The organism is Anaeromyxobacter diazotrophicus (genome assembly GCF_013340205.1).
GTDB lineage: Bacteria > Myxococcota > Myxococcia > Myxococcales > Anaeromyxobacteraceae > Anaeromyxobacter_A > Anaeromyxobacter_A diazotrophicus.
The window spans coordinates 61,235-84,912 of the sequence record NZ_BJTG01000004.1; the positions used below are offsets into that span (position 1 = coordinate 61,235).

Annotated in this window: 19 protein-coding genes; 10 read left to right on the forward strand and 9 right to left on the reverse strand. The window is 70.8% G+C overall.

Annotated features, from left to right (window positions below; translation table 11 throughout):
* Nucleotides 1–4: 4 nt before the first annotated feature.
* Both HWY08_RS08940 and HWY08_RS08945 read right to left on the reverse strand, forming a co-directional pair.
* Nucleotides 5–1,153 carry a multiheme c-type cytochrome gene (locus HWY08_RS08940; protein ID WP_235969538.1) on the reverse strand — a complete coding sequence of 383 codons (1,149 nt, stop codon included), beginning with the start codon at nucleotides 1,151–1,153 and terminating at the stop codon, nucleotides 5–7.
* Between the two features lie 160 nt (nucleotides 1,154–1,313).
* Complete coding sequence (locus HWY08_RS08945; protein ID WP_176064535.1) at nucleotides 1,314–2,168, reverse strand: alpha/beta fold hydrolase; 855 nt, start codon at nucleotides 2,166–2,168, stop codon at nucleotides 1,314–1,316.
* A gap of 161 nt (nucleotides 2,169–2,329) precedes the next feature.
* Here HWY08_RS08945 and HWY08_RS08950 point away from each other — a divergent pair, with 161 nt between their 5' ends.
* The 3 genes from HWY08_RS08950 (at nucleotide 2,330) to HWY08_RS08960 (ending at nucleotide 5,335) form a co-directional block, all read left to right on the forward strand.
* Nucleotides 2,330–3,616 carry a glycosyltransferase 87 family protein gene (locus tag HWY08_RS08950; protein ID WP_176064536.1) on the forward strand — a complete coding sequence of 429 codons (1,287 nt, stop codon included), beginning with the start codon at nucleotides 2,330–2,332 and terminating at the stop codon, nucleotides 3,614–3,616.
* A gap of 239 nt (nucleotides 3,617–3,855) precedes the next feature.
* Nucleotides 3,856–4,704: a class I SAM-dependent methyltransferase gene (locus HWY08_RS08955; RefSeq protein ID WP_176064537.1), complete on the forward strand. Its 849-nt coding sequence runs from the start codon at nucleotides 3,856–3,858 to the stop codon at nucleotides 4,702–4,704.
* Entirely contained in the window at nucleotides 4,694–5,335 is a 642-nt protein-coding gene (locus HWY08_RS08960; RefSeq protein ID WP_176064538.1) for a class I SAM-dependent methyltransferase, read from the forward strand. The genes HWY08_RS08955 and HWY08_RS08960 overlap by 11 nt, the downstream gene beginning before the upstream one ends.
* Here HWY08_RS08960 and HWY08_RS08965 read toward each other — a convergent pair.
* Nucleotides 5,254–6,708: a hypothetical protein gene (locus HWY08_RS08965; protein WP_176064539.1), complete on the reverse strand. Its 1,455-nt coding sequence runs from the start codon at nucleotides 6,706–6,708 to the stop codon at nucleotides 5,254–5,256. The two genes, HWY08_RS08960 and HWY08_RS08965, sit on opposite strands and share 82 nt — an antisense overlap.
* A 165-nt stretch (nucleotides 6,709–6,873) precedes the next feature.
* Here HWY08_RS08965 and HWY08_RS08970 point away from each other — a divergent pair, with 165 nt between their 5' ends.
* A complete protein-coding gene (locus tag HWY08_RS08970; RefSeq protein ID WP_176064540.1) occupies nucleotides 6,874–8,457 on the forward strand; it encodes a hypothetical protein in 1,584 nt (527 codons plus the stop codon).
* A gap of 8 nt (nucleotides 8,458–8,465) precedes the next feature.
* Here HWY08_RS08970 and HWY08_RS08975 read toward each other — a convergent pair whose 3' ends face one another.
* From HWY08_RS08975 to fdnG, 5 genes are all read right to left on the reverse strand, one after another.
* Nucleotides 8,466–11,717 (reverse strand): fused MFS/spermidine synthase, encoded by a 3,252-nt coding sequence (locus HWY08_RS08975; protein WP_235969539.1) that lies wholly within the window; start codon nucleotides 11,715–11,717, stop codon nucleotides 8,466–8,468.
* Nucleotides 11,718–11,809: 92 nt separating this feature from the next.
* Nucleotides 11,810–12,730, reverse strand: coding sequence for a formate dehydrogenase accessory protein FdhE (gene fdhE / locus HWY08_RS08980; RefSeq protein ID WP_176064541.1), 921 nt, complete (start codon nucleotides 12,728–12,730; stop codon nucleotides 11,810–11,812).
* Nucleotides 12,727–13,404, reverse strand: a complete 678-nt coding sequence (locus HWY08_RS08985) for a formate dehydrogenase subunit gamma (protein WP_176064542.1) — start codon at nucleotides 13,402–13,404, stop codon at nucleotides 12,727–12,729. Before HWY08_RS08985 ends, fdhE begins: the two co-directional genes overlap by 4 nt.
* Nucleotide 13,405: 1 nt before the next feature.
* Nucleotides 13,406–14,299 (reverse strand): formate dehydrogenase subunit beta, encoded by an 894-nt coding sequence (gene fdxH / locus HWY08_RS08990; protein WP_176064543.1) that lies wholly within the window; start codon nucleotides 14,297–14,299, stop codon nucleotides 13,406–13,408.
* A 12-nt stretch (nucleotides 14,300–14,311) separates the two neighbouring features.
* Nucleotides 14,312–17,365, reverse strand: a complete 3,054-nt coding sequence (fdnG, locus tag HWY08_RS08995; RefSeq protein WP_176064544.1) for a formate dehydrogenase-N subunit alpha — start codon at nucleotides 17,363–17,365, stop codon at nucleotides 14,312–14,314.
* Between the two features lie 193 nt (nucleotides 17,366–17,558).
* Here fdnG and HWY08_RS09000 point away from each other — a divergent pair, with 193 nt between their 5' ends.
* From HWY08_RS09000 to HWY08_RS09025, 6 genes are read left to right on the forward strand one after another with little or no spacing between them, the layout of a single operon-like run.
* Nucleotides 17,559–18,326 (forward strand): ABC transporter ATP-binding protein, encoded by a 768-nt coding sequence (locus tag HWY08_RS09000; RefSeq protein WP_176064545.1) that lies wholly within the window; start codon nucleotides 17,559–17,561, stop codon nucleotides 18,324–18,326.
* The gene (locus HWY08_RS09005; protein ID WP_176064546.1) at nucleotides 18,326–19,051 is read left to right on the forward strand and encodes an ABC transporter ATP-binding protein; all 726 of its coding nucleotides are present in this window, start codon (nucleotides 18,326–18,328) and stop codon (nucleotides 19,049–19,051) included. Before HWY08_RS09000 ends, HWY08_RS09005 begins: the two co-directional genes overlap by 1 nt.
* 25 nt (nucleotides 19,052–19,076) lie before the next feature.
* Nucleotides 19,077–20,306 carry an ABC transporter substrate-binding protein gene (locus tag HWY08_RS09010; protein ID WP_176064547.1) on the forward strand — a complete coding sequence of 410 codons (1,230 nt, stop codon included), beginning with the start codon at nucleotides 19,077–19,079 and terminating at the stop codon, nucleotides 20,304–20,306.
* 25 nt (nucleotides 20,307–20,331) lie between these two features.
* Nucleotides 20,332–21,195, forward strand: coding sequence for a branched-chain amino acid ABC transporter permease (locus tag HWY08_RS09015; RefSeq protein ID WP_176064548.1), 864 nt, complete (start codon nucleotides 20,332–20,334; stop codon nucleotides 21,193–21,195).
* Nucleotides 21,192–22,157, forward strand: coding sequence for a branched-chain amino acid ABC transporter permease (locus tag HWY08_RS09020; protein ID WP_235969540.1), 966 nt, complete (start codon nucleotides 21,192–21,194; stop codon nucleotides 22,155–22,157). The genes HWY08_RS09015 and HWY08_RS09020 overlap by 4 nt, the downstream gene beginning before the upstream one ends.
* 13 nt (nucleotides 22,158–22,170) lie before the next feature.
* Nucleotides 22,171–22,956, forward strand: coding sequence for a 3-hydroxybutyrate dehydrogenase (locus tag HWY08_RS09025; RefSeq protein ID WP_176064549.1), 786 nt, complete (start codon nucleotides 22,171–22,173; stop codon nucleotides 22,954–22,956).
* Nucleotides 22,957–23,142: 186 nt separating this feature from the next.
* Here HWY08_RS09025 and HWY08_RS09030 read toward each other — a convergent pair whose 3' ends face one another.
* Entirely contained in the window at nucleotides 23,143–23,637 is a 495-nt protein-coding gene (locus HWY08_RS09030; RefSeq protein WP_176064550.1) for a DUF2059 domain-containing protein, read from the reverse strand.
* Nucleotides 23,638–23,678 lie beyond the last annotated feature (41 nt).

Here is a 23,678-nt window from a genome sequence, read left to right on the forward strand (position 1 = left end):
GCGCTCACCCGGCCGTGTGGCAGGCCAGGCACATCCCGTTCTTCCGGATGTCGGCGCGGCTGTGCTTCAGGCGGAAGTCGCCCGGGTGCGGATTGCCGCCGAGACCCGGCTGGCCGGGGCCGAAGGAGCGGTGGCAGGTGGTGCAGATCGAGGCCGCGCCCTGATCGTGGCAGCCGGCGCAGGCGATGATGTTGTTGCGCGCGGCATTGCCGTGGAACGCGGAGCCCTTGCTCTTGTCGTTGGCCCAGCCGAGCGGGTGCGGGTTGTTCGGGTTACCGCCGGCGACGAGGTTCGAGGAGAGGTTCTGCGCCCGGTGGCAGCTGTCGCAGAAGAAGGAGCCGTGGCACTTGCGGCAGCTGGCCGGGTCGGCCGCGGCCTCCATCTGGTGGCGCGAGACGTAGTCGCCGCGGTGGATGAAGTCGGCCTCGACGCGCTCGGGGAAGCGGATCTCGGGGCGGAAGGGCACGGTCGCGGCCGTGTGGCAGGTCGCGCAGTAGGTCTGGTCGTGGCACTGGGCGCAGGTTTCGGCGCCGTTCTTGGCGGCGCCGCCGTGGCCGCGGATCCAGTTGCCCTGGTGCGATATGGCCGCCAGCGCCTCGATGGGCTTCAGCGGGTAGCGGCGCAGGCTCACGTGGCAGGGCGAGCACCTCGCCAGGGCCACGTCCTGCTGGTGGTGGTGACAGGAGGTGCAGGTCGCCATGGTCGGCGTGACGTCGCGGACCACCCCGGCCTCGGGCAGGTCCTTGTGGCACCGGGCGCAGGCCTGGTTCACATCCTTCGCCTGGAGCCGCTTGAGGTGGCCTTCGTGGTCGAAGGTGAGCTGGTAGTCGCGCGCCGGGCGGTGGGCGAGCGACGCGGCGGCCGCCGCGGCGTTGCGGGTGGTGTCGTCGGTGGGGTTCGCGAGGTCCGGGTGGCACTCCTCGCACTTCGACACCGGCGGCAGCTTCGCCTCGCCGAGCCGCTTCGCCTGCGCGATCTCGGTGTGGCAGTCGACGCAGTCGACGCTGCTGTGCTTCTCGTGGGTGAAGAGGCTCGGGCGCGCCTCCTCGTGCGTGTCGCCGGAGATGCGCCTGGCGCTCTTGCACCCGGCGGCGAGGCCGCCGGCGAGGGCGGCGATCAGGGCGAAGCGAAGGCAGGTCGTCGTGGTGGTCATGAGGCGCGGGTCCGTGCTCGGCCGTTGCTGCGAGCCAGCCGCCAGGCAGCGCGGGGGGCCGAGGGGGCGGCCGATTGTAGCCCTTCGCGGGCCCGGCGTGGGGGCGAGAGCGCCGGTGAGGCGGGATCACAGCGACCCACCTCGTGCGCCCGGCCCGGCGCTACGCCTCGAGGAACTCCAGCACCACCCGCGCCACCGCCTCCGGCCGGTGGCGCATCATCATGTGGCCGGCGCCCTCCACCACCACCCGGCGCGCGTCGGGGAAGGCGGCGAGCCGTTGCGGGTAATCGATGGGGACGCGCTCCGAGAGCGCGCCTTCCACGAGCAGCACCGGGCAGCGGGCCGCCTGCCAGAAGGCGCGGGCGTGGTCGGTGCGGAAGGCGTACGGCGCGCGGGTGACGTGGAGGGGGTCGTGGAGCCAGGCGACGCCGCCCGGCACCGGGCGCGTGCCGCGCTCGGCGATGAAGCGCGCCTCCGCCTCCGGGCAGAGCGGGTCGTGCAGCCGGATGCGCGCCGCGGCCTCCTCGAGCGAGCGGTACACCTTCTGGCCGTGGGCCCGGGCGCGGCGCACGCCGTGGATCCACTCCTCCACCCGGTGCGGCATCGACTCGGGCGCCACCTCGGGGATGCGGATGCCCTCCATGATCACCCCCCGCCAGACGCGCTCCGGGAAGGCGCCGGCGAAGTAGCCGGTGATGGAGCCGCCCATGGAGTGCCCGACCAGCGCCAGCCGCTCGCGCCCGAGGGCGTCGGCGAGGTCCGCCACGTCGAGCAGGTAGTCCATGAAGTGGTAGTAGCCGCCCGCGCCGACGCGCTCCGTCTCGCCGTGCCCGCGCAGGTCGGGCGCGACGACGTGGTAGCCGCGCGCGGCCAGCGCGGGCGCGACCTGGTGGAAGGCCCAGGCCAGATCGAGGAAGCCGTGGAGGCAGAGCAGGGTGGTGCGGCCGCCGCCGTCCCACTCGAGGACGTGGTGGCGCAGGCCGTTCGCGAGCAGGGTGCGGGAGGTGGGCTGCACCTTCGACCTGTACCAGGCGAGCGGGCGACGCGCCACGGCAACGCGGCCGCGGACGCGCCCTGCGGCGGGCCGCCGCCGCCCGTGCTGCTTGACGGGTCACGAGCACTCGTACGACGTTGCTCCCCGGCATGACGGGAGCCGGGACGGAGGAGCGAACGGAGGTGACGGCGCGCGGCGCGCCCGCCGGAGCGCGGGCTCAGGACCGCGGCGGCCCCGAGCGTCGTGGCCCGTGGTGGGCCCCGCCCGCGATCGGCCTCGGCCTGTACGTGCCCGCGGCCGTCCTGCTCGTGGCGGTGCTCGGCTTCGCGGGCCTCTGGTACGGGCTGTTCGACATCTCCGACATCCCCCTGTACCACTCGTACGCGACGGCGATGGACCGCGGCCTCCGCCCGTTCCTGGACTTCCCGGCCGAGTACCCGCCGCTGGCCTTGCGCCTGTTCGCGTACCCCGGTCACCCCGCGGAGCTCGAAGCCTACGCCGCCTGCTTCTTTCTCCTGATGCTGCTGGCGCTGGCGGTGGGCGCGGTGGTCACCGCCGCCGCCGCCGCCCGGCTCTGGGCCGGCCAGCGCCGGGTGGCGACCGTCGCCGCGACCTACGGGCTCTCGGTCCTGGCGCTGGGCGCCGTCGTCGCGAACCGCTTCGACGCGGTGGTGGCGACGCTCCTCGCCTGCGCGCTCTGGGCGACCGTCTCGCGGCGGTGGGTCCTCGCCGGGCTGGCGCTCGGCCTCGGCACCGCCTTGAAGCTCACCCCCCTCATCCTGCTGCCGGCCGCCGCGCTGTTCGCGGCGGATCGGCGCTCGCGCGCCGCCCTCCTCGGCGCGTTCGCGGTGGCGGCGCTGGGCCCCTTCGCCGTCGAAGGGCCCTCCACCGCGTGGGCCGCGGTCCTCCGCGTCTTCGAGTTCCACGGGGCCCGGCCGGTCCAGCTGGAGAGCGCGCTGGGGACGCCGCTCCTGCTCGCGCACCTCGCCGGGCTGCAGCCGGCGCGGGTCGGGCGAGCGTTCGGGTCGGAGTTCATCGACGCCCGCGGCGCGGGGCTCCTGGCGCGCGCCTCGGGGCCGCTGGCCCTCGCGCTCCTCCTCGGGACGTACGGCCTGGTCTGGCGGCGGCGCGCCGAGCTGCGGGCGTCGCCACGGCGCCTCGCGCTCGTGGCGCTGGCCGCGCTGCTGGCCTTCCTCGTGCCGGCCAAGGTGCTCTCGCCCCAGTTCCTCGTCTGGCTCCTGCCCGCCGTGGCGCTCGCCGCGCCGGAGGCGCCCGGGCTCGCCGCCTGGCTCGTGGTCGTGCTCTTCCTGACGCAGCTCGAGTTCCCGTCGCGGTACCTCGAGCTGGTGGCCCTCCGGCCCGCCACGGTGCTGCTCGTCGCGGCGCGCAACGCCGGGCTGGCGGTGGCGCTGGTATGGGTTTTGGTGCGGCTTGCTCAGCCTCGCACCCCTTCACCTGAAGTTCCCTGATGTTCACTGGTGTGAGTCTTCGCCGGCGGGCGCGCCTGGCGAGGGGCTTCTCGCAGCGGGCGGAGAGATATGAACCACAGTGCATTGAACCGACATATGCGCTACGCCGTCGGCGCCAAATCGTATTAGAAGCCGGTTCTGCGTGCTATAAGGAGGCCACTTGGTGCAGGCGGCTGGTTCGAAGGGCTTCCCATTCTTGTTCGGAGGCGGCAGGCAGTTGCACTGCGACCCGACTTTTCATGGACTCGGCACCTCACGTAGAAACACTCGATCGCTGGATATGCTCGTATACGCGACATGCGCCGCTTGCGCTCTGCATTCGCGAACTGAACCGTCTGCTTGCGCTCGAGAGTGTCGCGCCAGCCATAGGCGGCAACGGCCCGGTGCTCGATGTCGGCTGCGGAGACGGGTTCTGGTGGACTCTGCTCGACCGGAAATCTGAGGATGTCTACGGCGTTGACATCGCTCGGACGGAGGTGTCTCAGGCGGCGTCCCGTATCCGCGCGGAAGTCGGCGACATATCGCGCGACCGGCCGTTTCCGGATATCGAGTTCGAGCAAATCATCGGGAACTGCTCGTTGGAACACGTGCGCGACATCGACTCGGCCTTGAAGAATCTACGCTCGTGCGCTGCGCCCGGCGCACGCCTTGTGCTGTTTGTGCCCTCGGTGCAATGGGCCTTTCACGGAATAACCCAGCGGATGCTGCTTAGGCGTGCCCCTCGGATCTCCATGGCCATCGCCGGGGCATTCAATGGCTTTTTCCAGCATTGGCACCTATACAGCGTCCCCGTTTGGCAGAGGCTGTTGAGCCAGCACCGCTGGACGGTGACAAAGGCATATGGTCTAGGTAGCCCGCGGTCCGAGTTCTTGTTCCGGTTGTTTCTCCCGAGTTCGTTTGTGGCCTTCCTCTTCAAGTCAGTATTCGGTAGTTACCCCAATCGCGCGCTCGTTCTCGTTCCAGACATGGCCCTGACGCCTGTCCGCCGCCTGCTCGCCTGGGCGTTACAGGGTCCTCTCGTGCCGTTCGAGTCGCCTACGGCGTACGAATACATGATTGTCGCGGAGGCGACTGGCGATGGAAGCTGAGTACTTCGTAAACCATGGAAGAGTGTATCGCTTCCCATGGTCGCTCTATCATCGGCCTATCCAGGGCGATCTACGGAAGTTCCTGCGGTTGGTAGCTGACAGCAAGACGTCCCCACGTGTCTTGGTGGTCGGATGCGGGCTCGGTCAAGAGATCGACGCGGCTCCGTCGAATATCAAACTTACGGCAGTTGACATCGACCCGCGGGCGATCGCGCTGCTGCAGGCACGCCGGGACCCCCGTGTTGTTCGCGCCGAGGTCGTCTTGCCGGACCAAGATTTGCGAACGCTCGGGGAAACGTTCGATGCTGTGTTCGCCAAGGAAGTTATCGAACATATCGAGCACTGGCGTTCGTATCTCGATGTTCTTCGGCGGATCCTTGAGCCTGGAGGCCGGCTCTGGCTCAGCACGCCTAATTACGGGGAACCCTGGCTCCCGCTCCTCGAAAGGACGTTCCTGGAGATCGTTGCACGACATGGCGGATACTCGCGAAAGAACATCCATCCGAGCCAGTTGTCGGCAAAGACCCTTGAGCATGGACTGGCGAGTGTTCAGTTCACCGACATCGATGTCCGGGTGACATCGTTTCGGCTCGCACTCGTGGCGTGGGCGACTGCGGGGCCGACACGGTGAGTCGACATGCCGACCGATGCGAACATGCATCCCAGGATCAGGTAGTAGTAATTGCAGAACGCCTGTCGGTTGAAGACTACGAACCACAAAAACACGAAGCCGAAGGACATGGTGAAGCCCGAAGCCGTCCTTGGAGCTCTGATGAAGACGAGGATGCCGGCGGCCATAGCTAGCGCGAACCCGACCCAATAGTGCGGTTCTTGGCCCCGAACCGCCGCCCACCATGCGCTATAGCTGAGAGAGTCGCCTCTGAAGGGCAGATGAAGCTGAGTAGTTATTAGATCGCGAAAGAGCGCCACCGGCGACCATAGAAGGAACGGCAATGTGACCACTGCCGCCACTCCCATGGTCACGGCAATCGCCCGTACGCGTATAAGTCTGCTTCCTTCGTCGCGCCACAGGGGCAGCAGCGCTGCGGTTCCGATGAAGAGAACTGCATACTGCTTGACCGCAAGAAGCAGGCCGAGCGTGACGAGCGCTAGGCGTGGGCGGCGAACCGAAAGCATGGCAGTTGCCGACACCAACATCAGCACGAAAGGCTCCGTCCAGCCCTGCTCGAGAACGAATAGAGAACGGGGTGTCAGGAGCAGCAGCGTCGCTGCGATGACCCCGGTGCCTGTTGGACGCGCGTAAGCGATGCACCCTGCCGCGATCGTAATCGCGGCCAAGAGTGCGTATCGATAATCGCCTGCGAAGGAACCGAGGGTTGCGAGAAGTAGGCTGAGCGGCGGGTATGTGTACCCGAACATCAACCGGCCATCCTTGACCATCCCTGGCCCATACATGGCGGGATCGTTGTAGATGTCTGGAAACGTAATCGTATACGGATTGGTTCCTTGCAGCAGCGCGCTGATGCTCGTGTTGTGGACCTCGACGACATCAATGAAGGGGCTCGGTGACGCTGTGATCAGCCAAGTCCCTAGACCGACAAAAACCAAGAGTACCAGGGCGACGTGCCATCGTCTGAGCCAGTACGGGCATCCCAGCGCCGCTCCCCCCAGTGCTGTCAACGCAGCAATGCCGAAATAGAACGGCCGCAATTGCTCAATGGACTCGATACGAAGATCTTGCGCTGGCGCGGCGGTGAGGAAGCTCCAGCTGTGGATGAGCAGGCCGGCGAGAAGCGTCCAGGGCAATAGTGTGTCGGCAATCCGTTCGACGCTTGGCAGGCGGGGCAGGCTCATTCCCAGGGAAGCGCTGATGATCGCGAGCGTGAGCCAGGCGACGGCGGTCGGTGCGAGATGACCGTCACGTACCTGGATCGCTAAGCCGAGTGCTATCGCACAAATGGCAGCACCCAACGTCAATGCGGCGCTGTCGGTGGGCGCACGATGAAGCGACTGATGTGCAGCCTGATCAGGACGCGTCTCCATCAATCGATCGCTCCCTTGAGGTTGGCGGCCACGGTCGGCGGAGACCGTAGCCGCGAGCCACCGGCCCGTCAAACGCGCTGGGCGCGCTGCTCCGCCGCAGCCCGGCGCCAGCGCTGTCGTCTCTCCTCTTGACGCAGCGCGGCCGCAGCCGGGATGCTGGCCGCGATGAGAAACGCGCCGCCGCCCGCCGCGCCTCGCCGCTCCCGCGACGGGCGCTGGGCGCTGCTCATCGCCGCGGCGCTGTGCGCGAGCTACGGGGCGAACCGCGACTTCCTGGTCGGGAGCGACGCCGTCGGCAACGTGTTCGTGGCGGCGAACCTGGTCGAGGATGGGCGGCTCTCCTTCACGCCCACCCGCGACCCCGCGCACTTCGAGTGGATGCTCCGCCCGCCGGACGGGCAGCCCGTGGACGGGATCCTGAGCGGCGACACGCTCCTCGGCGGCGTGCGCGCGGCGGACCTCTGGTCGCGGGGGCTCCTCGTCCCCACCTCGAGCTACTACCACCTCACCCCCTCGCGGCGCTCGGACCCGGCGACGGGCGAGCCGGTCTTCGTGAACACGTTCGGCCCCGGGGCCGGGATCGCCGCGGCGCCGGTGCTCGCGGCGGTGCGCCTCTTCGCCGGGGACCTGCGCCGGCACCCGGAGGCGCTGTGGTACGGGGCCAAGCTGGCCGCCTCCCTGCTCGTGGCGGCTTCGGCGGCGTTCGTCTTCCTGGCCGCACGCGCCTGGCTCTCGCCGGCGCTGGCGGCGCTCGTGGCGCTCGGGTACGGGCTCGGCACCTGCGTCTTCAGCGTCAGCAGCCAGGCGCTGTGGCAGCACCCGGCGGCCGAGTGCTTCCTCGCGCTCGGCGCGCTGCTCCTCGTCCGCGCGGTGGGGGTGGCGCCGGTCGGCGCCGCCCTGCGCGAGCGCTGGTGGTACGCCGGGGCCGGCGCGGCCTTCGCGTGCGCCGCGGCCTGCCGGCCCCCCGACGCGGTCTTCGCGCTGGCGGTCGCGGGGTGGCTGGCGGTGGTCCGGCCGCGCGCGCTCGCCGCGTATCTCGCCGGCGCCGCCCCGTTCGCGGCCGCGCTGGCGGCCTACAACGCCTACTTCTTCGGCGCGCCCTGGTCCTTCGGCCAGACCGCGGCCGGGCCGGCGATCGCCCTCTCGAAGACGGGCAGCCCCGACCTGTGGCAGACGCCGCTCCTCACCGGCCTGGCGGGGACGTTGCTGAGCCCCTCGCGCGGCCTGCTCGTCTACTCGCCGGTGCTGGGGCTCGGGCTGGCGGGCGCCGCCCTCGCCTGGCGGCGCGCGGGCTGGGCGCCGCTGCGCCCGCTCGCGGTCGGCGCCGCGCTGCTCCTCCTCGTCGAGTCGAAGTGGTTCGACTGGTGGGGCGGGTGGGCGTACGGCTACCGCCGCGTGGTCGATCTGGCGCCGATCCTGGCGCTGCTCGCCGCCCCGGCGCTCGGCTGGATCGTCGCCGCGCGCTGGCGCCGCGCCGTCTTCGGCGGGCTGCTGGCGTGGTCGGTGCTGGTGCAGGTCGTGGGAGCGTTCGCCTACGAGCCGCGCGGCTGGAACGCGCGCCGCGAGGGGCCGGCCGGACCGGCCCAGCTCGCGCAGGACATCGACGACCCGCGCTACCGCGGCCGGCTCTGGTCGTGGAGCGACGCGCAGATCCCGTACTACCTCGCGCACTTCGCGGCGGCGCGGGCGGAGCGGGAGGAGCTCGTCCGGACGTCGATCGACCGGTGGCGACCCGGGCCGGGGGAGTGATCCCCGCCTCAGGGCGCGGCCGGCGCGGCCTCGCCGCGCGGGAGCAGGCGCCCGTGCCGGTAGAGCTCGAGCGCGGCGGCGGTCGCGGCGGAGAGGGCGCCGTCGCCCGCGGCCGCGGCCAGCTCCGCGGCGCGCTGCTCCGCCGCGACCGCGTCGCGGAATTCGCCCGCGGAGGCGTAGGCGGCGGCGAGCGTCTCCAGCGCCGCCGGGTCGCGCCCCTCCGTCAGCTCCGCCGCCCGCCGGGCGAGACGGACCGCCTCGCGGACGTCCTCGGAGGTGGCGTGCGGCCGGATCGTGAGCAGGAGGGCGAGCCGCATCATGGGCTCCGGCCAGGCAGGCGCGAGGCGCAGCGCCTCGCGCACCTCCGGCACGGCCTCGTCGAGCTGGCCGCTCATCGCCAGCGCCAGCGCCAGCACCTCGTGCGCGTCGGCCAGCTCGGGGCCGACCTGCGCGGCCGCGCGCGCGTGACGGACGGCGCCCTCGGCGTCGCCCAGCTCGGCCAGCAGCCGCGCCAGCGCGCGGTGCGCGGCGCCGGAGTCGGGGTTGAGCTCCAGCGCGCGCCGGAGCTCGGAGCCCGCCTCGGCGGCCTGCCCCTGGGCCGCCAGCAGGCGGCCCAGGTTGAGGTGGGCCTCGACCAGCTCCGGCCAGGCGCGCAGGGACGCGCGGTAGAGCTGGGCGGCGGCGGCCTGCTCCCCCTGGACGTCGAGCCGGCGGCCCAGGTCGAAGATCGCGAGCGAGGCCCACTGCTGGAGCGCGCCCGCCGCCGAGGCGTTGGCCGCGGCCTGGCCGAGGAGGTCGGCGCCGCGCGCGTCGCCCCGCGAGGCGAGGTCGAGCCCGGCCACCAGCCGCGCCAGCGCCTCGGTGGCGCGCGGTGGCGCGGTGCCCGTCACCCGGACGGTGGTGAGCGGCCCGCGCCAGGTGGCGGCCAGGGCGGAGAGGTTCGCGCTCTCGCGCCGCGCGTCGGAGGTGGCGAGCTCGCTCGGATCGTAGAACTCGAGCACCGGCCGCTCGAGCGAGTTCACCCGGTCGTCGCCGGCGAGCCACGGCTGGAGCGCCGGCGCGTCGTCCACGAGCAGCCCGGCCACGTCGGCGACCGTCCGCCAGCCGTGGCGGCGGAGGTCCGCCGCGGCGGGCGCGTCGAGCTCGCGCTGGACGTGCACCGGGTCGAAGACGAGCGGCTCGGCCCGGCCGACCAGGAAGCACGAGTCCTGCGACAGCCAGAGGTAGGCGTAAGGGAAGCTGCCGAGGAACGTGCGCACGATGGTGCGCATGTCCCGCGACGGCACGTCGAGCGGGATCCACTGCATCATGATCCCGTCCGGCGCGAGGTGCTCGCGCGCGCTGCGGTAGTACTCCTCGGAGTAGAAGAGCGCGTTCCCCGCGTGGCCGGAGCGGGACTTGCCGTCCGAGATGATGGCGTCGTAGCGGTCCGGCGCGCGGCGGAGGAAGTTCACCCCGTCGTCCGCGATGATCCGCGCCCCGGGCCGCTCCAGCACGTGCCCGTTGTAGTCGCCGAAGGTGCGGGCGCCCTCGATGACCGAGGGTGACAGCTCCACGCAGTCCACCCGCTCCACGCCCGGGTGGTGCGCCACCTCGCCGCTCAGGATGCCGCTGCCGAGGCCGATGGTGAGCACGAGCCGCGGCGTCGCGCCGGGGTGCAGGAGGAACGGGAAGTGGGCCAGCACCTGCTGCTTGCGGTCGACGCCCACCTGGCTCTGGCCGATGCGGACGCCGTCCACGAACATCTGGAGCTGCCGCGCGTCGTCGGCGCGCTGGGTCACCTTGACGGTCGAGACGAGGCCCTCGTGGTAGTAGAGCACGCGGTCGCCCTCGTGCTCCTCGCTGGTGACGAAGGGGGCCGGCCGCCACAGGACCACCGCCAGCGCGCACGCCGGGAGCGCCGCCGCGATGGCGCCGGTGCGGAGCAGGGTGACCCGGCGCCGCCGGTCGGCGGGCTCCGGCCAGAGCGCCCACAGCGCGGCCGCCAGGTTGAGCGCGGTCACCGAGGCCACCGCCCGCTGGATCCCGAGCGCGGGGAGGAGCACGAACCCGCCCACCGCCGCCCCGGCGATGTTGCCGAGCGTGTTCGCGCCGTAGAGCTGGCCGAGGCGACCGCCCAGGTCGCGGGTGGTGCGCGCCCACAGGCGCGCCGCGAGCGGGAAGGTGGTCCCGATGAGCGTGGTCGGGACGATCATGACGAGGAAGCTCAGCCCGAAGCGCCCGGCGAAGAGCTCCACCCAGCGGAGCTGGTGCCCGTCGAACCAGCGCTGTCCGGTGGCCACCAGGGCCCGCATGGCCGGGACCGTGGCGAGGGTCGAGAGGGCGATGGCGACCTGCACCCAGCCGAAGGTGCGGCGCGGCGCCTGGAGCCGGTCGACGACACCGCGGCAGACGAGGCTGCCGAGCGCGATGCCGACCAGGAAGGCCGCCAGCATGGTGACGAAGGCGTAGGTGGAGGTGCCGAAGACCAGCACGAGGAGCCGCGTCCAGAGCACCTCGAGCGTCAGCGAGGCGAAGCCGGAGAGCGCCATCGCGACGAGCAGCAGGCGGGCGCCGCGGCCTGCCGGGGCGGCGCCGCCTGGCGACGGCGCGGGCTCGGGCTCGGCCGGCGCCGCCGCCACCGGCAGGGGCGCGGCGAGGCTCCCGAGCAGGAGCGCGGCGAGGCCGACGGCCGCGTTCGCCGCCACCGCCGCGAGCAGGGTGGGGTGGACCCCCAGCGTGCCGATGAGGACGAAGCCGGCGAGGAGCGTGCCGGCAACGGCGCCCGCGGTATTGAGGCCGTAGAGGAGGCTGAGCCGCGCGCCGAGCGCGCCGACCCGCTCCACGCAGGCGCGGGTCATGGCCGGGAGCGTCGCGCCCATGAGGGCCGTCGGCGGGAGCACGACAGCCGAGGCGAGCCCCACACGCACGAGCAGCAGCGCCGGCGAGGCGGGCGCGAGGTGGTTGGCCGCCCAGACGTGCGCGGGCTCGAAGGTCCGGAGCAGGAACGCGCCGCCCAGCGCCGTCGCCGCCGCCCCGAGCTCGAGCCAGCCGTAGAGCCGCAGCGGGCGCGGCGTACGGTCGGCGAACCGCCCGAGCCACCACGCCCCCAGCGCGAGGCCGCCCAGGTAGGTGGCGAGCACCGCGGTGACCGCGTAGGCGGTGACCCCGAACACCTCGTTGAAGAGGCGCGACCAGACGACCTGGTAGACGAGGCCGACCGCCCCGGAGACGAAGAACATCGTCGCGGCTGCGAGCGCGTAGGCGCGAGACCGTGGCATGGCGGCGCACTCTACCGTGGCCGGCGGGCGCACCCCAAGTGGGCAGACGGCCTGGCGGGCGGTCGCCGCGCCGGCGGACGCAGCGTGCAGCGTCAGCGCCGGTCGGGCAGCCGCTCCTCCCCCGCCATGAGGAACAGGTTCACCCCGTGCCGCGCCCAGCCCTCCTCGGCCATGAGGAGGTCGAGGGCGAGCGTCGCGACGTCGTCGGCGAAGGGCTCGAGCGCCGGCGCCTGCTCGACGTAGAAGAGCTTCGTGTACGCCTTGCAGGCGGCGCAGGCCTCCGCCTTCACGTAGGCGGCGGGGAGCTTCGCCGCGGCCGCCTGCTCGGCGCCGAGCTGGTAGTAGGTGAGCCCCTTCCCCTCGTGGCAGGCCGTGCACTGGACGCGGGTGTGGTGCCACTGCGCGCCGCAGAGGCTGCAGACGAGGTAGCGGAGCTTGTCGTCGCCGAGCACGATCCCGACCACGGGCAGGGAGCCGCAGGCGGGGCAGCCGTCCCGCGTACGCGGCGCGGCGTCCGGGGTGAGCTGGGCGGCGAGCCCGGTGAAGTGGACCTGGAGCGCCGCCGCCACGAAGGCGCCGGCGGCGAGGTCCGCCCCGGCCACCGCGTTCGCGAGCACGCGGTCGGCGAGCGCCTCCAGCTCCGGGGGCGGCAGCTCGGCGAGCAGCGCGAGCGCGGCCCGGCTCTCCCCCGGCACCTCGGCGGCGGAGAGCGCGTCGAGGACGACCTTCAGGGCCGCCAGCCACTCCGGCCCGCGCCGCAGGTTCGTCGCGTCGAGCGGGCGCTCCGGGGCGAGCGCGCGGGGCAGGGCGGGCGTGAGCGTGGCGGCCGCGACGCGCTGGGCCTCGGCCACCCGACCCAGGAGCTCGAGGTACTCCGAGAGCGTGTGCCCGGGCGCGAGCGCGGCGAAGCGCTCGGCCCGGCGCCGGAAGAGCGCCTGCGCGTCGGGGAGGCGCAGGTGCGGGATGTCCGTGAGGCCGCCCGGGCCGGAGGGCGACTGCGGGTCGGCCGTCACGGCTCCTTGCCCGTCATCTGCCGGTACCAGCCGGGGTAGTGCAGGCGCGCCCAGCCGCGCGTGACGGTGCCGCGCGTCATCGCCCGGAACGACCCCTTGGTCCAGAAGCCCGCGTAGACGTGGATGCCGATGCCCACGAACATGATGAAGGCGCTGATCGCGTGCAGCACCGCCGCCGCCTTGCGCGTGGTGGCGGAGAACGCCGGCGCGAAGTAGGGCTGCCAGATGAGGACGCCGGTCGTCACCAGCACGGCGATGACGGCGACCATCGACCAGTACATGAGCTTCTGGCCGCCGTTGTACTTGCCGGTGTCCGGCGGGTTCTCGTACCGCTTGTTCATGTAGTCGAACGCGTGGCGGGTCCACCGCCAGTCCGTCGGCGTCATCAGGTTGTCGCGCCAGAGCTGCGCCGCGTACGGGTAGAAGAGCAGGGCGAGCGTCACGCCGAGGAACGGGTGCAGGATCCGCAGGAGCGGGCCGCCGCCGAAGAGCGCCGCCGTCCAGAAGAAGAAGGGGTGGAAGAGCGCCAGGCCCGACAGGAAGAGGAAGATGTACGCGATGGCGACGCCCCAGTGGACGAGCCGCTCCCACTCCGGGTAGCGGCGGAGGAGCGGCTGCTCCTCGCCGTGACCGACAGCCGCTGGGGTCCGGAGGTCCTTCTCGGTGGTGGCCATCTCAGGCCTCCTTCCGCGGCGGGCTCGGCGGCGCCGGAGGGTCGTCCTTCGGCTCCTCCAGCGGACCCACCTTCATGTAGTGGAAGACGCCCGCCACCACGACCGCGAACATGGTGAAGACGCCGAGCGAGCGCGACACCCAGCTCCGCCACACCGAGAGCAGCGGGCCGAGGTGCGGGTCCTTGGGCAGGCCGTACTTCTCGGGCTGGTCGCCGTGCGGCAGCACGAACACCACGTGCGTCCCGCCCACGCCCTGCGGGTCGTAGACGGCGGCCTTCGTGAACCCGCGCTCGCGCAGGTCGTCGAGGCGGTGCTCCGCCTGAGCGAGCATGTCCTCCTTCGACCCGAAGGAGAGCGCCTGCGTCGGGCAGGTCTTGATGCACGCCGGCTCGAGCCCCACCGAGACGCGGTCGGAGCAGAGCGTGCACTTGTAGGCCTTGTTGTCGTGCTTCGAGAGCCGCGGGATGTTGAACGGGCAGCCGGAGATGCAGTACCCGCAGCCGATGCAGTTCTCCTGGTGGAAGTCGACGAGGCCGTTCGTGAACTGCACGATGGCGCCCGGCGCCGGGCACGCCTTGAGACAGCCCGGCTCGGTGCAGTGGAGGCACCCGTCCTTCAGGATGAGCCACTGCAGCGAGCCCTCGATGTTCTCCTCGTAGAACCGCATCAAGGTCCACGACTGGTCGGAGAGGTCCTTGGGGTTCGTGTAGAACCCCTCGTTCACCCCCACCTCGTCGCGGAGGTCGTTCCACTCCATGCAGGCCGACTGGCAGGCCTTGCAGCCGATGCAGCGGGACACGTCGATGAGCTTCGCGACCTCGAGGGTCTTGCGTGCCTGCGGCGAGGCGGTCGAGGTGGCGGAGCGGCGCTGGACGTCGAGCGACTGGAGAGCCATGGCGTCGTCCCCCTAGGCCTTCCGGACGTCGACCAGGAACGCCTTGAACTCCGGCGTCTGGATGTTGGCGTCGCCCACGAACGGCGTGAGCGTGTTGACGAGGTAGCCCGGCTTCGTGAGCCCCTCGAAGCCCCAGTGCAAGGGGAGCCCGACCGTGTGGACCGGCTTCCCCTCGATGCTGAGCGGCTGGATGCGCTTCGTCACCACCGCCTTCGCGGTCAGCTCGCCGCGCTTCGAGCGCACCACCACCCGGTCGCCGTTGGCGATGCCGCGCTCGCGCGCCAGCGCCTCCCCCAGCTCCACGAACTGCTCCGGCTGCAGCACCGCGCCGATGCGGGTGTGCTTGGTCCAGAAGTGGAAGTGCTCGGTGAGCCGGTAGGTGGTCCCGACGAACGGGAAGTCCTTGGCGGTGCCCATCCGCTCTCGATCGCCCTTGAAGAGGCGCGCGGCCGGGTTGGAGAGGCTCTTGCCGAAGGGGTTCTTGTCGAGCGGGGTCTCGAACGGCTCGTAGTGCTCGGGGAAGGGGCCCTCCGCCATCTTGTCGAGCGCGAAGAGCCGCCCCACGCCCTCGGGGTTCATGATGAAGGGCGAGAGGCCCTCGTCCGGCGCGGCGTCGGGCCGGTAGTCGGGCACGTCGACGCCGGTCCACTTCTTCCCGTTCCAGGAGATGAGCTTCCGCTCCGGATCCCACGGCTTCCCGGACGGATCGCAGGAGGCGCGGTTGTAGAGGACGCGCCGGTTGGCCGGCCAGGACCAGGCCCAGCTCTGCGTCTGGCCCAGGCCGCTCGGGTCGGCCGGGTCGCGCCGCGCCATCTGGTTGCCCTTCTCGGTCCAGGAGCCGCAGAAGATCCAGCAGCCGGAGGCGGTGGTGCCGTCGTCCTTGAGCAGGCCGAACCCGGGGAGCAGCTCGCCCTCGCGCGCCAGGAACTGGCCCGGGTTCTTCGGATCGGGCTGGTCGGCGAGCGCGTAGCCGTTGAACTCCTTCGCCAGCTCCTCCGGCGACGGCGCCCGCGGCTGGCGGTAGGGCCAGGTCAGCTTCAGGATGGGATCCGGGAAGGCGCCGCCCTCCTTCTGGTAGAGCGCGCGCAGCTTCAGGAACAGCTCGCCCACGATCTCGGTGTCGTGCTTCGCCTCGCCCGGCGGCTCCGCCGCCTGCCAGTGCCACTGCAGCCAGCGGCCGCTGTTGACGAGCGAGCCCTCCTCCTCGGCGAAGCAGGTGGAGGGAAGCCGGAACACCTCGGTCTGGATCTTCCGCGGGTCGACGGCGTTGAGCGGGCCGTGATCCTTCCAGAAGGTGCTGGTCTCGGTGACGAGCGGATCGATGACCACCAGGTACTTGAGCTTCGAGAGCGCCTCGACGTTCTTGTTCTTGTCCGGCACCGAGGCGAGCGGGTTGAAGCCCTGGCAGAAGTAGCCCTCGAGCTTGCCCTGGTGCATGAGGTCGAAGGCGGTCAGGACGTCGTACGGCTTGTCGAGCTTGGGCAGGTAGTCGTACGCCCAGTCGTTCTCCTTCGTCGCCGCCGCGCCCCACCACGACTTCATGAGCGAGACGTGGAACTTGGGGTAGTTCTGCCAGTACGACATCTGGCCGGGGCGAAGCGGCTTCTGGATCCGCTTCTCCATGTACCCCTGGTACTTGTCCTCGGTGTCGCTCGGCAGGGTGAGGTAGCCGGGCAGCGACTGCGACAGGATGCCGATGTCGGTGAGGCCCTGGATGTTGGAGTGGCCGCGCAGCGCGTTCACGCCGCCGCCGATCATCCCCATGTTGCCGAGGAGCAGCTGCACGCAGGCGATGGCGCGGATGTTCTGAGAGCCCACCGAGTGCTGCGTCCAGCCGAGCGCGTAGAGGCTCGTCATGGTGCGGTTCGGCGCCGCGGTGCTGGCGATGACGTCGCAGATCTGCGCGAACTTCGCCTTCGGTACGCCGGTCACCCGCTCCACCAGCTCCGGGGTGTAGCGGGCGTAGTGCTTCTTCATGAGCTGGTAGACCGAGCGCGGGTGCTCGAGCGTCGGGTCGACCTTGGCGAACCCCTTCTCGTCGAGCTCGTACGACCAGCTCGACTTGTCGTACTTGCGCTTCTCGGCGTCGTAGCCGGAGAAGAGCCCGTCGTCGAAGCCGTAGTCGCCGCGGACGAGGAAAGGCGCGTTGGTGTAGCTCTTCACGTACTCGCGCTGGATCTTGCCGGTCGAGAGCAGGTGGTTCACGAGCCCGCCCAGGAAGGCGATGTCGGTCCCGGGGCGGAGCTGCGCGAAGTGGTCGGCGACCGCGGCGGTGCGGGTGAAGCGTGGGTCGACGACGATGAGCCGCGCCCCCTTCTTCACCTTGGCCTCGATCACCCACTTGAAGCCGCAGGGGTGGGCCTCGGCGGGGTTGCCGCCCATCACCAGCACGACATCTGCGTTCTTGATGTCGGCCCAGTGGTTCGTCATCGCGCCACGGCCGAACGTGGGGGCCAGACCGGCCACCGTGGGGCCGTGTCAGACCCTGGCTTGGTTGTCGATGGCGGTCATGCCGAGCGACCGCAGGATCTTGTGGGTGAGGTAGCCGGACTCGTTGGAGGAGGCGCTGGCGGCCAGGAAGCCGACGGTGGTCCACCGGTTGACGGTGACGCCCTTCTCGTTCCGGGCGACGAAGTTCCGGTCGCGGTCGTCCTTCATGAGGCGCGCGATGCGGTCGAGCGCCCACTCCCAGGTGACCTTCTTCCACTCGGTCTCGCCGGGCCCGCGGTACTCGGGGTGCTTGAGCCGGTTCGGGCTGTGCACGAAGTCGAGCAGGGCGGCGCCCTTGGGGCAGAGGGTGCCCCGGTTCACCGGATGGTCCGGGTCCCCCTCGACGTGGACGATCTCGCTGCGGGCGTTCTTCGAGCGGTCGCCGAGCGTGTAGAGGATGACGCCGCAGCCCACCGAGCAGTAGGGGCAGGTGTTCCGCGTCTCCGAGGTGTGGGTCAGCTTGAACTGCCGCACCTCGGCCAGCGCCCGGGCGGGCGAGAAGCCGAGCGCCGTGAGGCTGGTCGCACCCACGCCGCCCGCGGCGTACTTCACGAACTGTCTACGCGTGATCTGCATTCGAGCCGTCCTCCGAGAGGGAAAAACGCTACCACCGCCTGGTGAAGTCGATGTTTAGAGATCGTGACTCTTTTGGGTCACGACGCACCGCGGCGCCCGTCGCCCAACGTGAAGCAAGCCCCGACTGAGGCCCCCTCAGGGGCACTCAGGTCGGTTAAGAAGGAGGCCCTGCGCGCTGGCGCGCACTTCACTCATGGTCGACGACACCCTGCTCGAGACGCGCCACCTCACGAAGGAGTTCGCCGGCTTCGTGGCGGTGAACGACGTGTCCCTGCGCGTCCGGCGCGGGACCATCCACGCGCTCATCGGGCCGAACGGCGCCGGGAAGACCACCGTCTTCAACCTCCTCACGCGCTTCCTGCCCGCGACCCACGGGCAGATCCTCTACCGCGGCGAGGACATCACCCACGCCCGCCCGGCGGAGGTGGCGCGGCGCGGCCTGGTCCGCTCCTTCCAGATCTCGGCCGTCTTCCCCAACCTGACGGTGCTGGAGAACGTGCGGGTGGCGCTGCAGCGGAAGCTCGGCACCTCCTTCCACTTCTGGCAGAGCGAGCGCTCGCTGGACGCGCTCGACGAGCGCGCCACCGAGCTCCTCGCGCAGGTGGACCTGGCCTCGCACCGCGAGCTCCTGGCGGTGGAGCTGCCCTACGGCCGCAAGCGCGCGCTCGAGCTCGCCACCACGCTCGCGCTGGAGCCGGAGCTGCTCCTGCTCGACGAGCCGACGCAGGGGATGGGGCACGAGGACGTGGGGCGCGTCACCGCCCTCATCCAGCGGGTGGCGCGCGACCGGACCGTCCTCATGGTCGAGCACAACCTCTCGGTGGTGGCGGACCTGTCCCACGTCATCACGGTGCTGGCGCGCGGGAGCGTCCTCGCCGAGGGGCCCTACGCCGACATCTCCCGCGACCGGCAGGTGCTCGAGGCCTACATCGGCTCGGCCGAGCCGGAGGCGGCGGTCTGATGGCGAGCCCCCTCGCCGCCCCGCCGGTCGAGCTGCTCCGCGTCACGGATCTCCATGCGTTCTACGGTGAGTCGCACATCCTGCACGGGGTGGACTTCAGCGTGAACCAGGGCGAGCTGGTGACGCTGCTCGGCCGCAACGGCTCCGGGCGCACCACCACCCTCAAGGCCATCCTCGGGCTCACCGGCCGCCGCACCGGCTCGGTCATGATGAACGGGCGCGAGACGGTCCACCTGCCGACCCACCAGATCGTGCACCTCGGCATCGGCTACTGCCCGGAGGAGCGCGGCATCTTCTCGTCGCTCAGCGCCGAGGAGAACCTGATGCTCCTGCCCAAGGTGGGGGGCGGCGGGCTCTCCGTGGACGAGCTGTACGCCATGTTCCCGAACCTCCGGGAGCGGCGCCACAGCCAGGGCACGCGCCTCTCCGGCGGCGAGCAGCAGATGCTGGCGGTGGCGCGCATCCTGCGCGTCGGCGCGCGCCTGCTCCTGCTCGACGAGATCACCGAGGGCCTCGCCCCGGTCATCGTCCAGGCGCTCGGACGGGTGGTGCGCCAGCTCAAGGAGCGCGGCTTCACGATGGTGCTCGTGGAGCAGAACTTCCGCTTCGCCGCCCCCCTCGCCGACCGCCACTACGTGGTCGAGCACGGCCGCATCGTCGACATGGTCACCCAGCACGAGCTCGCTTCCAGCATGGAGAAGCTGCACCGCTACCTCGGCGTCTAGTCTCCCCCTCAACCCCGGAGGTCGCATGAAGAAGACCGTCAGCATCGCGCTGCTCCTCGCGCTGGCCGCCCCGGCCGGCGTCCTCGCCCAAGGGAAGGGCATCTCGGACGGCGTCGTGAAGCTCGGCGTCCTCACCGACATGACCGGCTACTACTCCGACCTGGCCGGCCCCGGCTCGGTGCTCGCGGCGAAGATGGCCGTGGAGGACTTCGGCGGCAAGGTGGACGGCAAGCCGATCCAGGTCGTCTCGGCCGACCACCAGCTCAAGGCCGACGTCGCCTCGAACACCGCCCGCAAGTGGATCGACGAGCAGCAGGTGGACGCGCTGGTGGACCTCGTCTCCTCCTCCACCGCGCTCGCGGTGATGCCCATCGTGAACGAGAAGAAGCGCATCGCGCTCTTCTCCGGCCCGGGCACCACCGCCATCACCGGCGACAAGTGCAACCCGTACACGGTCCACTACACCTACAACAACTGGGCGCTGGCCAACGGCACCGGCCGCGAGGTGGTGGAGCAGGGCGGCAAGAGCTGGTTCTTCATCACAGCCGACTACGCCTTCGGCAAGTCGCTCGAGGAGGACACCTCGGCCGTGGTGAAGGCGGCCGGCGGCAAGGTGCTCGGCTCGGTGCGCTTCCCGTCGCCCGGCACCACCGACTTCTCCTCGTACGTGCTGCAGGCGCAGAGCTCGGGCGCGCAGATCATCGGGCTCGCCAACGCCGGCCAGGACACGGTGAACTCCATCAAGGCGGCCACCGAGTACGGGCTCACCAAGAGCCAGAAGCTGGCCGGCCTGCTCATCTTCATCTCCGACATCCACAGCCTGGGGCTCCAGACGGCGCAGGGCCTCTACGCCACCACCGCCTTCTACTGGGACCACGACGACGCGAGCCGGAAGTGGGCCAAGCGCTTCCAGTCGCACCCGGACAACAAGAAGAAGGCGATGCCCACCATGGTGCAGGCCGGCGTGTACTCGTCGGTGCGGCACTACCTCGAGGCGGTCAAGGCGGCCCACACCGACGACGCCGACGCCGTGATGGCCAAGATGCGCGAGCTGCCGGTGAACGACTTCTTCGCCCAGAACGGCCGCATCGGCCCGGACGGCCTCCACCGCCACGACATGTACCTGGTGCAGGTGAAGACGCCGAAGGAGTCGAAGGGCCCGTGGGACTACTACAAGATCCTGAAGACCATCCCGGCCTCGCAGGCGTTCCCGTCGGTCGAGGCGCAGAAGTGCCCGATCGCGGTGAAGAAGTAGGGCCGGGGAGCCGGGGAGGAGCCTCATGCAAGCCCTGTTCGGCCAGCTCCTCCTCGGCCTCATCAACGGCTCGTTCTACGCGCTGCTGTCGCTCGGGCTGTCGATCATCTTCGGGCTGCTCAACGTCGTGAACTTCGCCCACGGCGCCCTCTACATGTCGGGCGCCATGGTGGCGTGGCTCCTCGCGCAGTACCTGGGGATCGGCTACTGGCCGGCGCTGCTCCTCGCGCCGGCGGTGGTGGGGCTGGTGGGCGTCGTCATCGAGCGGACGATGCTGCGCCGCCTCTACCAGCTCGACAACCTGTACGGCCTGCTCTTCACCTTCGGGCTCACCCTGGTCATCGAGGGGCTCTTCCACGAGCAGTACGGCAACTCCGGCAACCCGTACCCCGTCCCGGAGGTGCTCCAGGGCGGGGTGCGGCTGCCGTTCATGTACCTGCCGGAGTACCGGGCCTGGGTGGTGGTGGTGGCGATGATCGTCTGCTTCGGCTCGTGGCTCGTCATCGAGCGCACCAAGCTCGGCAGCTACCTGCGCGCCGGCACCGAGAACCCGCGCCTCGTGCAGGCGTTCGGCATCAACGTGCCGCTCATGTTCACCATCACCTACGGGTTCGGCGTGGCGCTGGCCGCCTTCGCCGGGGTGATGGCGGCCCCCATCTACCAGGTGTCTCCGGGCATGGGGTCGAACCTCATCATGGTGGTGTTCGCGGTGGTGGTCATCGGCGGGATGGGCTCGATCCTCGGCTCCATCCTCACCGGCGTGGGCCTCGGCGTGATCGAGGGGCTCACCCGCTACTTCTACCCGCCCGCCTCGTCGGTGGTGATCTTCGTCATCATGGCGCTGGTGCTGCTCGTGCGGCCGGCCGGGCTGTTCGGGAGGCAGAAGTGAGCGAGGCGCTCAGGGCCGGCGCGAGCGTCGGGTGGCCGGTGGCGCGGGTCCGCGGCGCGTTCGCGGTCATGTTCGTGGCCGGGCTGGTGCTGCCGTTCTTCGTCTACCCGGTCTTCGTCATGAACGTGCTGTGCATGGCGCTCTTCGCCAGCGCGTTCAACCTGCTCCTCGGCTACTGCGGCCTGCTCTCCTTCGGGCACGCCGCCTTCCTCGGCGCGGCCGGCTACCTGTGCGCCCACGCGGTGAAGGACTGGGGGCTCCCGCCGGAGGTGGGGCTCCTGCTCGGCGTGCTGCTCTCGGCCGGCCTGGGCCTCGTCATCGGCGGCCTCGCCATCCGGCGCTCCGGCATCTACTTCGCCATGATCACGCTGGGGCTGGCGCAGGTGGTCTACTTCCTGGCGGTGCAGCTGCCCTTCACCGGCGGCGACGACGGCCTGCAGGGCGTCCCGCGCGGCAAGCTCCTGGGCCTCCTCTCGCTCGAGGGCCGCTACGCGATGTACTACTTCGTCTACGCCGTCTTCCTGGCCGGCTTCTTCGCCATCTACCGGGCCATCCACTCGCCGTTCGGCCACGTGCTGCGCTCGATCCGCGAGAACGAGCCGCGCGCGCTCTCCCTCGGCTACGACGTCGACCGCTACAAGCTCATGGCCTTCGTGCTCTCGGCGGCGCTCGCCGGCCTGGCCGGCGCCACCAAGGCGCTCGTCTTCCAGTCCGAGACGCTCACCGACGTGCACTGGCACATGTCCGGCGAGGTGGTGCTCATGACGCTCCTCGGCGGCATGGGGACGGTCATGGGCCCCTCGGTCGGCGCGCTCATCGTGCTCGTCCTGCAGAACTACCTGTCCGGCTTCGGCTCGTGGGTCACCGTCATCACCGGGCTCGTCTTCGTGGTGGGGGTGCTCGCGTTCCGCCGGGGCTTCGTGGGCGAGGCGATCGCGCTGGCGAAGAAGTTTCCGTTCTAGGAGGTGGTGCACCATGGCTGGTCTCGTTCAGGACAAGGTCGCCTTCGTCACCGGGGCCGCGAGCGGCATCGGGCTCGCCATCGCCGAGGCGCTGGCCGGGGAGGGCGCCCGGGTGGCGCTGTCGGACCTGCGCGAGGAGGCGGTGCGCGCCGCCGCCGAGGGCGTGGCGAAGCAGGGGCACGAGGCGGTCGGCCTCGCCTGCGACGTGACGAGCGAGGCTCAGCTCCAGCAGGCCCTCGACGCCGCGGCGCAGCGCTTCGGGCGGGTGGACATCCTGGTCAACAACGCCGGGCTCCAGTTCGTGTCGCCCATCGAGAGCTTCCCGACCGAGAAGTTCGAGCTCCTGGTGAAGGTCATGCTGGTGGCGCCCTTCATGGCCATCAAGCACGTCTTCCCCGGCATGAAGCAGCGAGGGTTCGGGCGCATCGTCAACGTGGCCTCCATCAACGGCCTGGTCGGCTTCGCCGGCAAGGCGGCCTACAACAGCGCCAAGCACGGCCTCATCGGGCTCACCAAGGTGGCGGCGCTGGAGGGGGCGACGAGCGGCGTCACCGTGAACGCCATCTGCCCCGGCTACGTGGACACGCCGCTGGTGCGGAACCAGCTCGGCGACCTGGCGCGCACGCGGGGCGTGCCGCTCGAGCGCGTGCTCGAGGAGGTGATCTACCCCTTGGTCCCGATGCGGAAGCTGCTCGCGGTGAAGGACGTCTCGGACTACGTCCTCTTCCTGGCGAGCGACAAGGCCGGCTGCGTGACCGGCCAGGCGGTCGTGGTGGACGGCGGCTACACGGCGCAGTGACGCCGCGCCCTGCTTCAGCGCGCCAGGTAGACGATGGCCCAGTAGCTGAGGACCACCGCCCCCATCGCAATGACGAGCGACAGCGCGTAATCGCCGAGCTCTCGCATCCCCCACCCCCTGACGAAGAGTGTAGGGGGCGCTCGTCCGCTCGTGTGGTGCGATGTGGTGCGGCGAAAGGCCGCGCCGCTAGGTCCCCGAGGACTCGGGCGGGTGCGCCTTGGCGAGCTTGCCGAGCCGCTCCATCACGCCCGGCATCTGCTGCTCCATCTTTTGCTGAGTCTCTCCAGCCACCTTCTCCGTGAGCTCCGGGGTCACCTGCAGCCATTTCTGGCCCAGGGGCGAGCGGTAGAAGGCGAGCAGGTCCTTGAGCTCGGGCTCGGAGTAGGTGGCCGAGAGGGCCCGGGCGTGCAGGCCGAGGAGCTCGCCGTAGGGCAGGACCTTCTCCAGCTCGGCGCGGACGCTGGTCTGGAAGTCGGCCGGGAGCCGGAGGTGCGAGCCGGGGTGGCTCTGGAGGCGCCCCTGGACGTCCTTGGCGAGCTGGGAGAGGCCGGCAGTCCAGGCCTCCTGCGGGACGAGCAGCCGCGCGATGTCGGCGGCGGTGCCCTTCGGCTCCTCCGCGAGCGCCGCGCCGGAGGAGAGGCAGAAGAGGACGAGCGCAGCGGCGATTCGAAGGGGGTTCAAGGGGGCTCCTGGGGTGAGGTGCTGAGGCGGGAAGGCGCCTG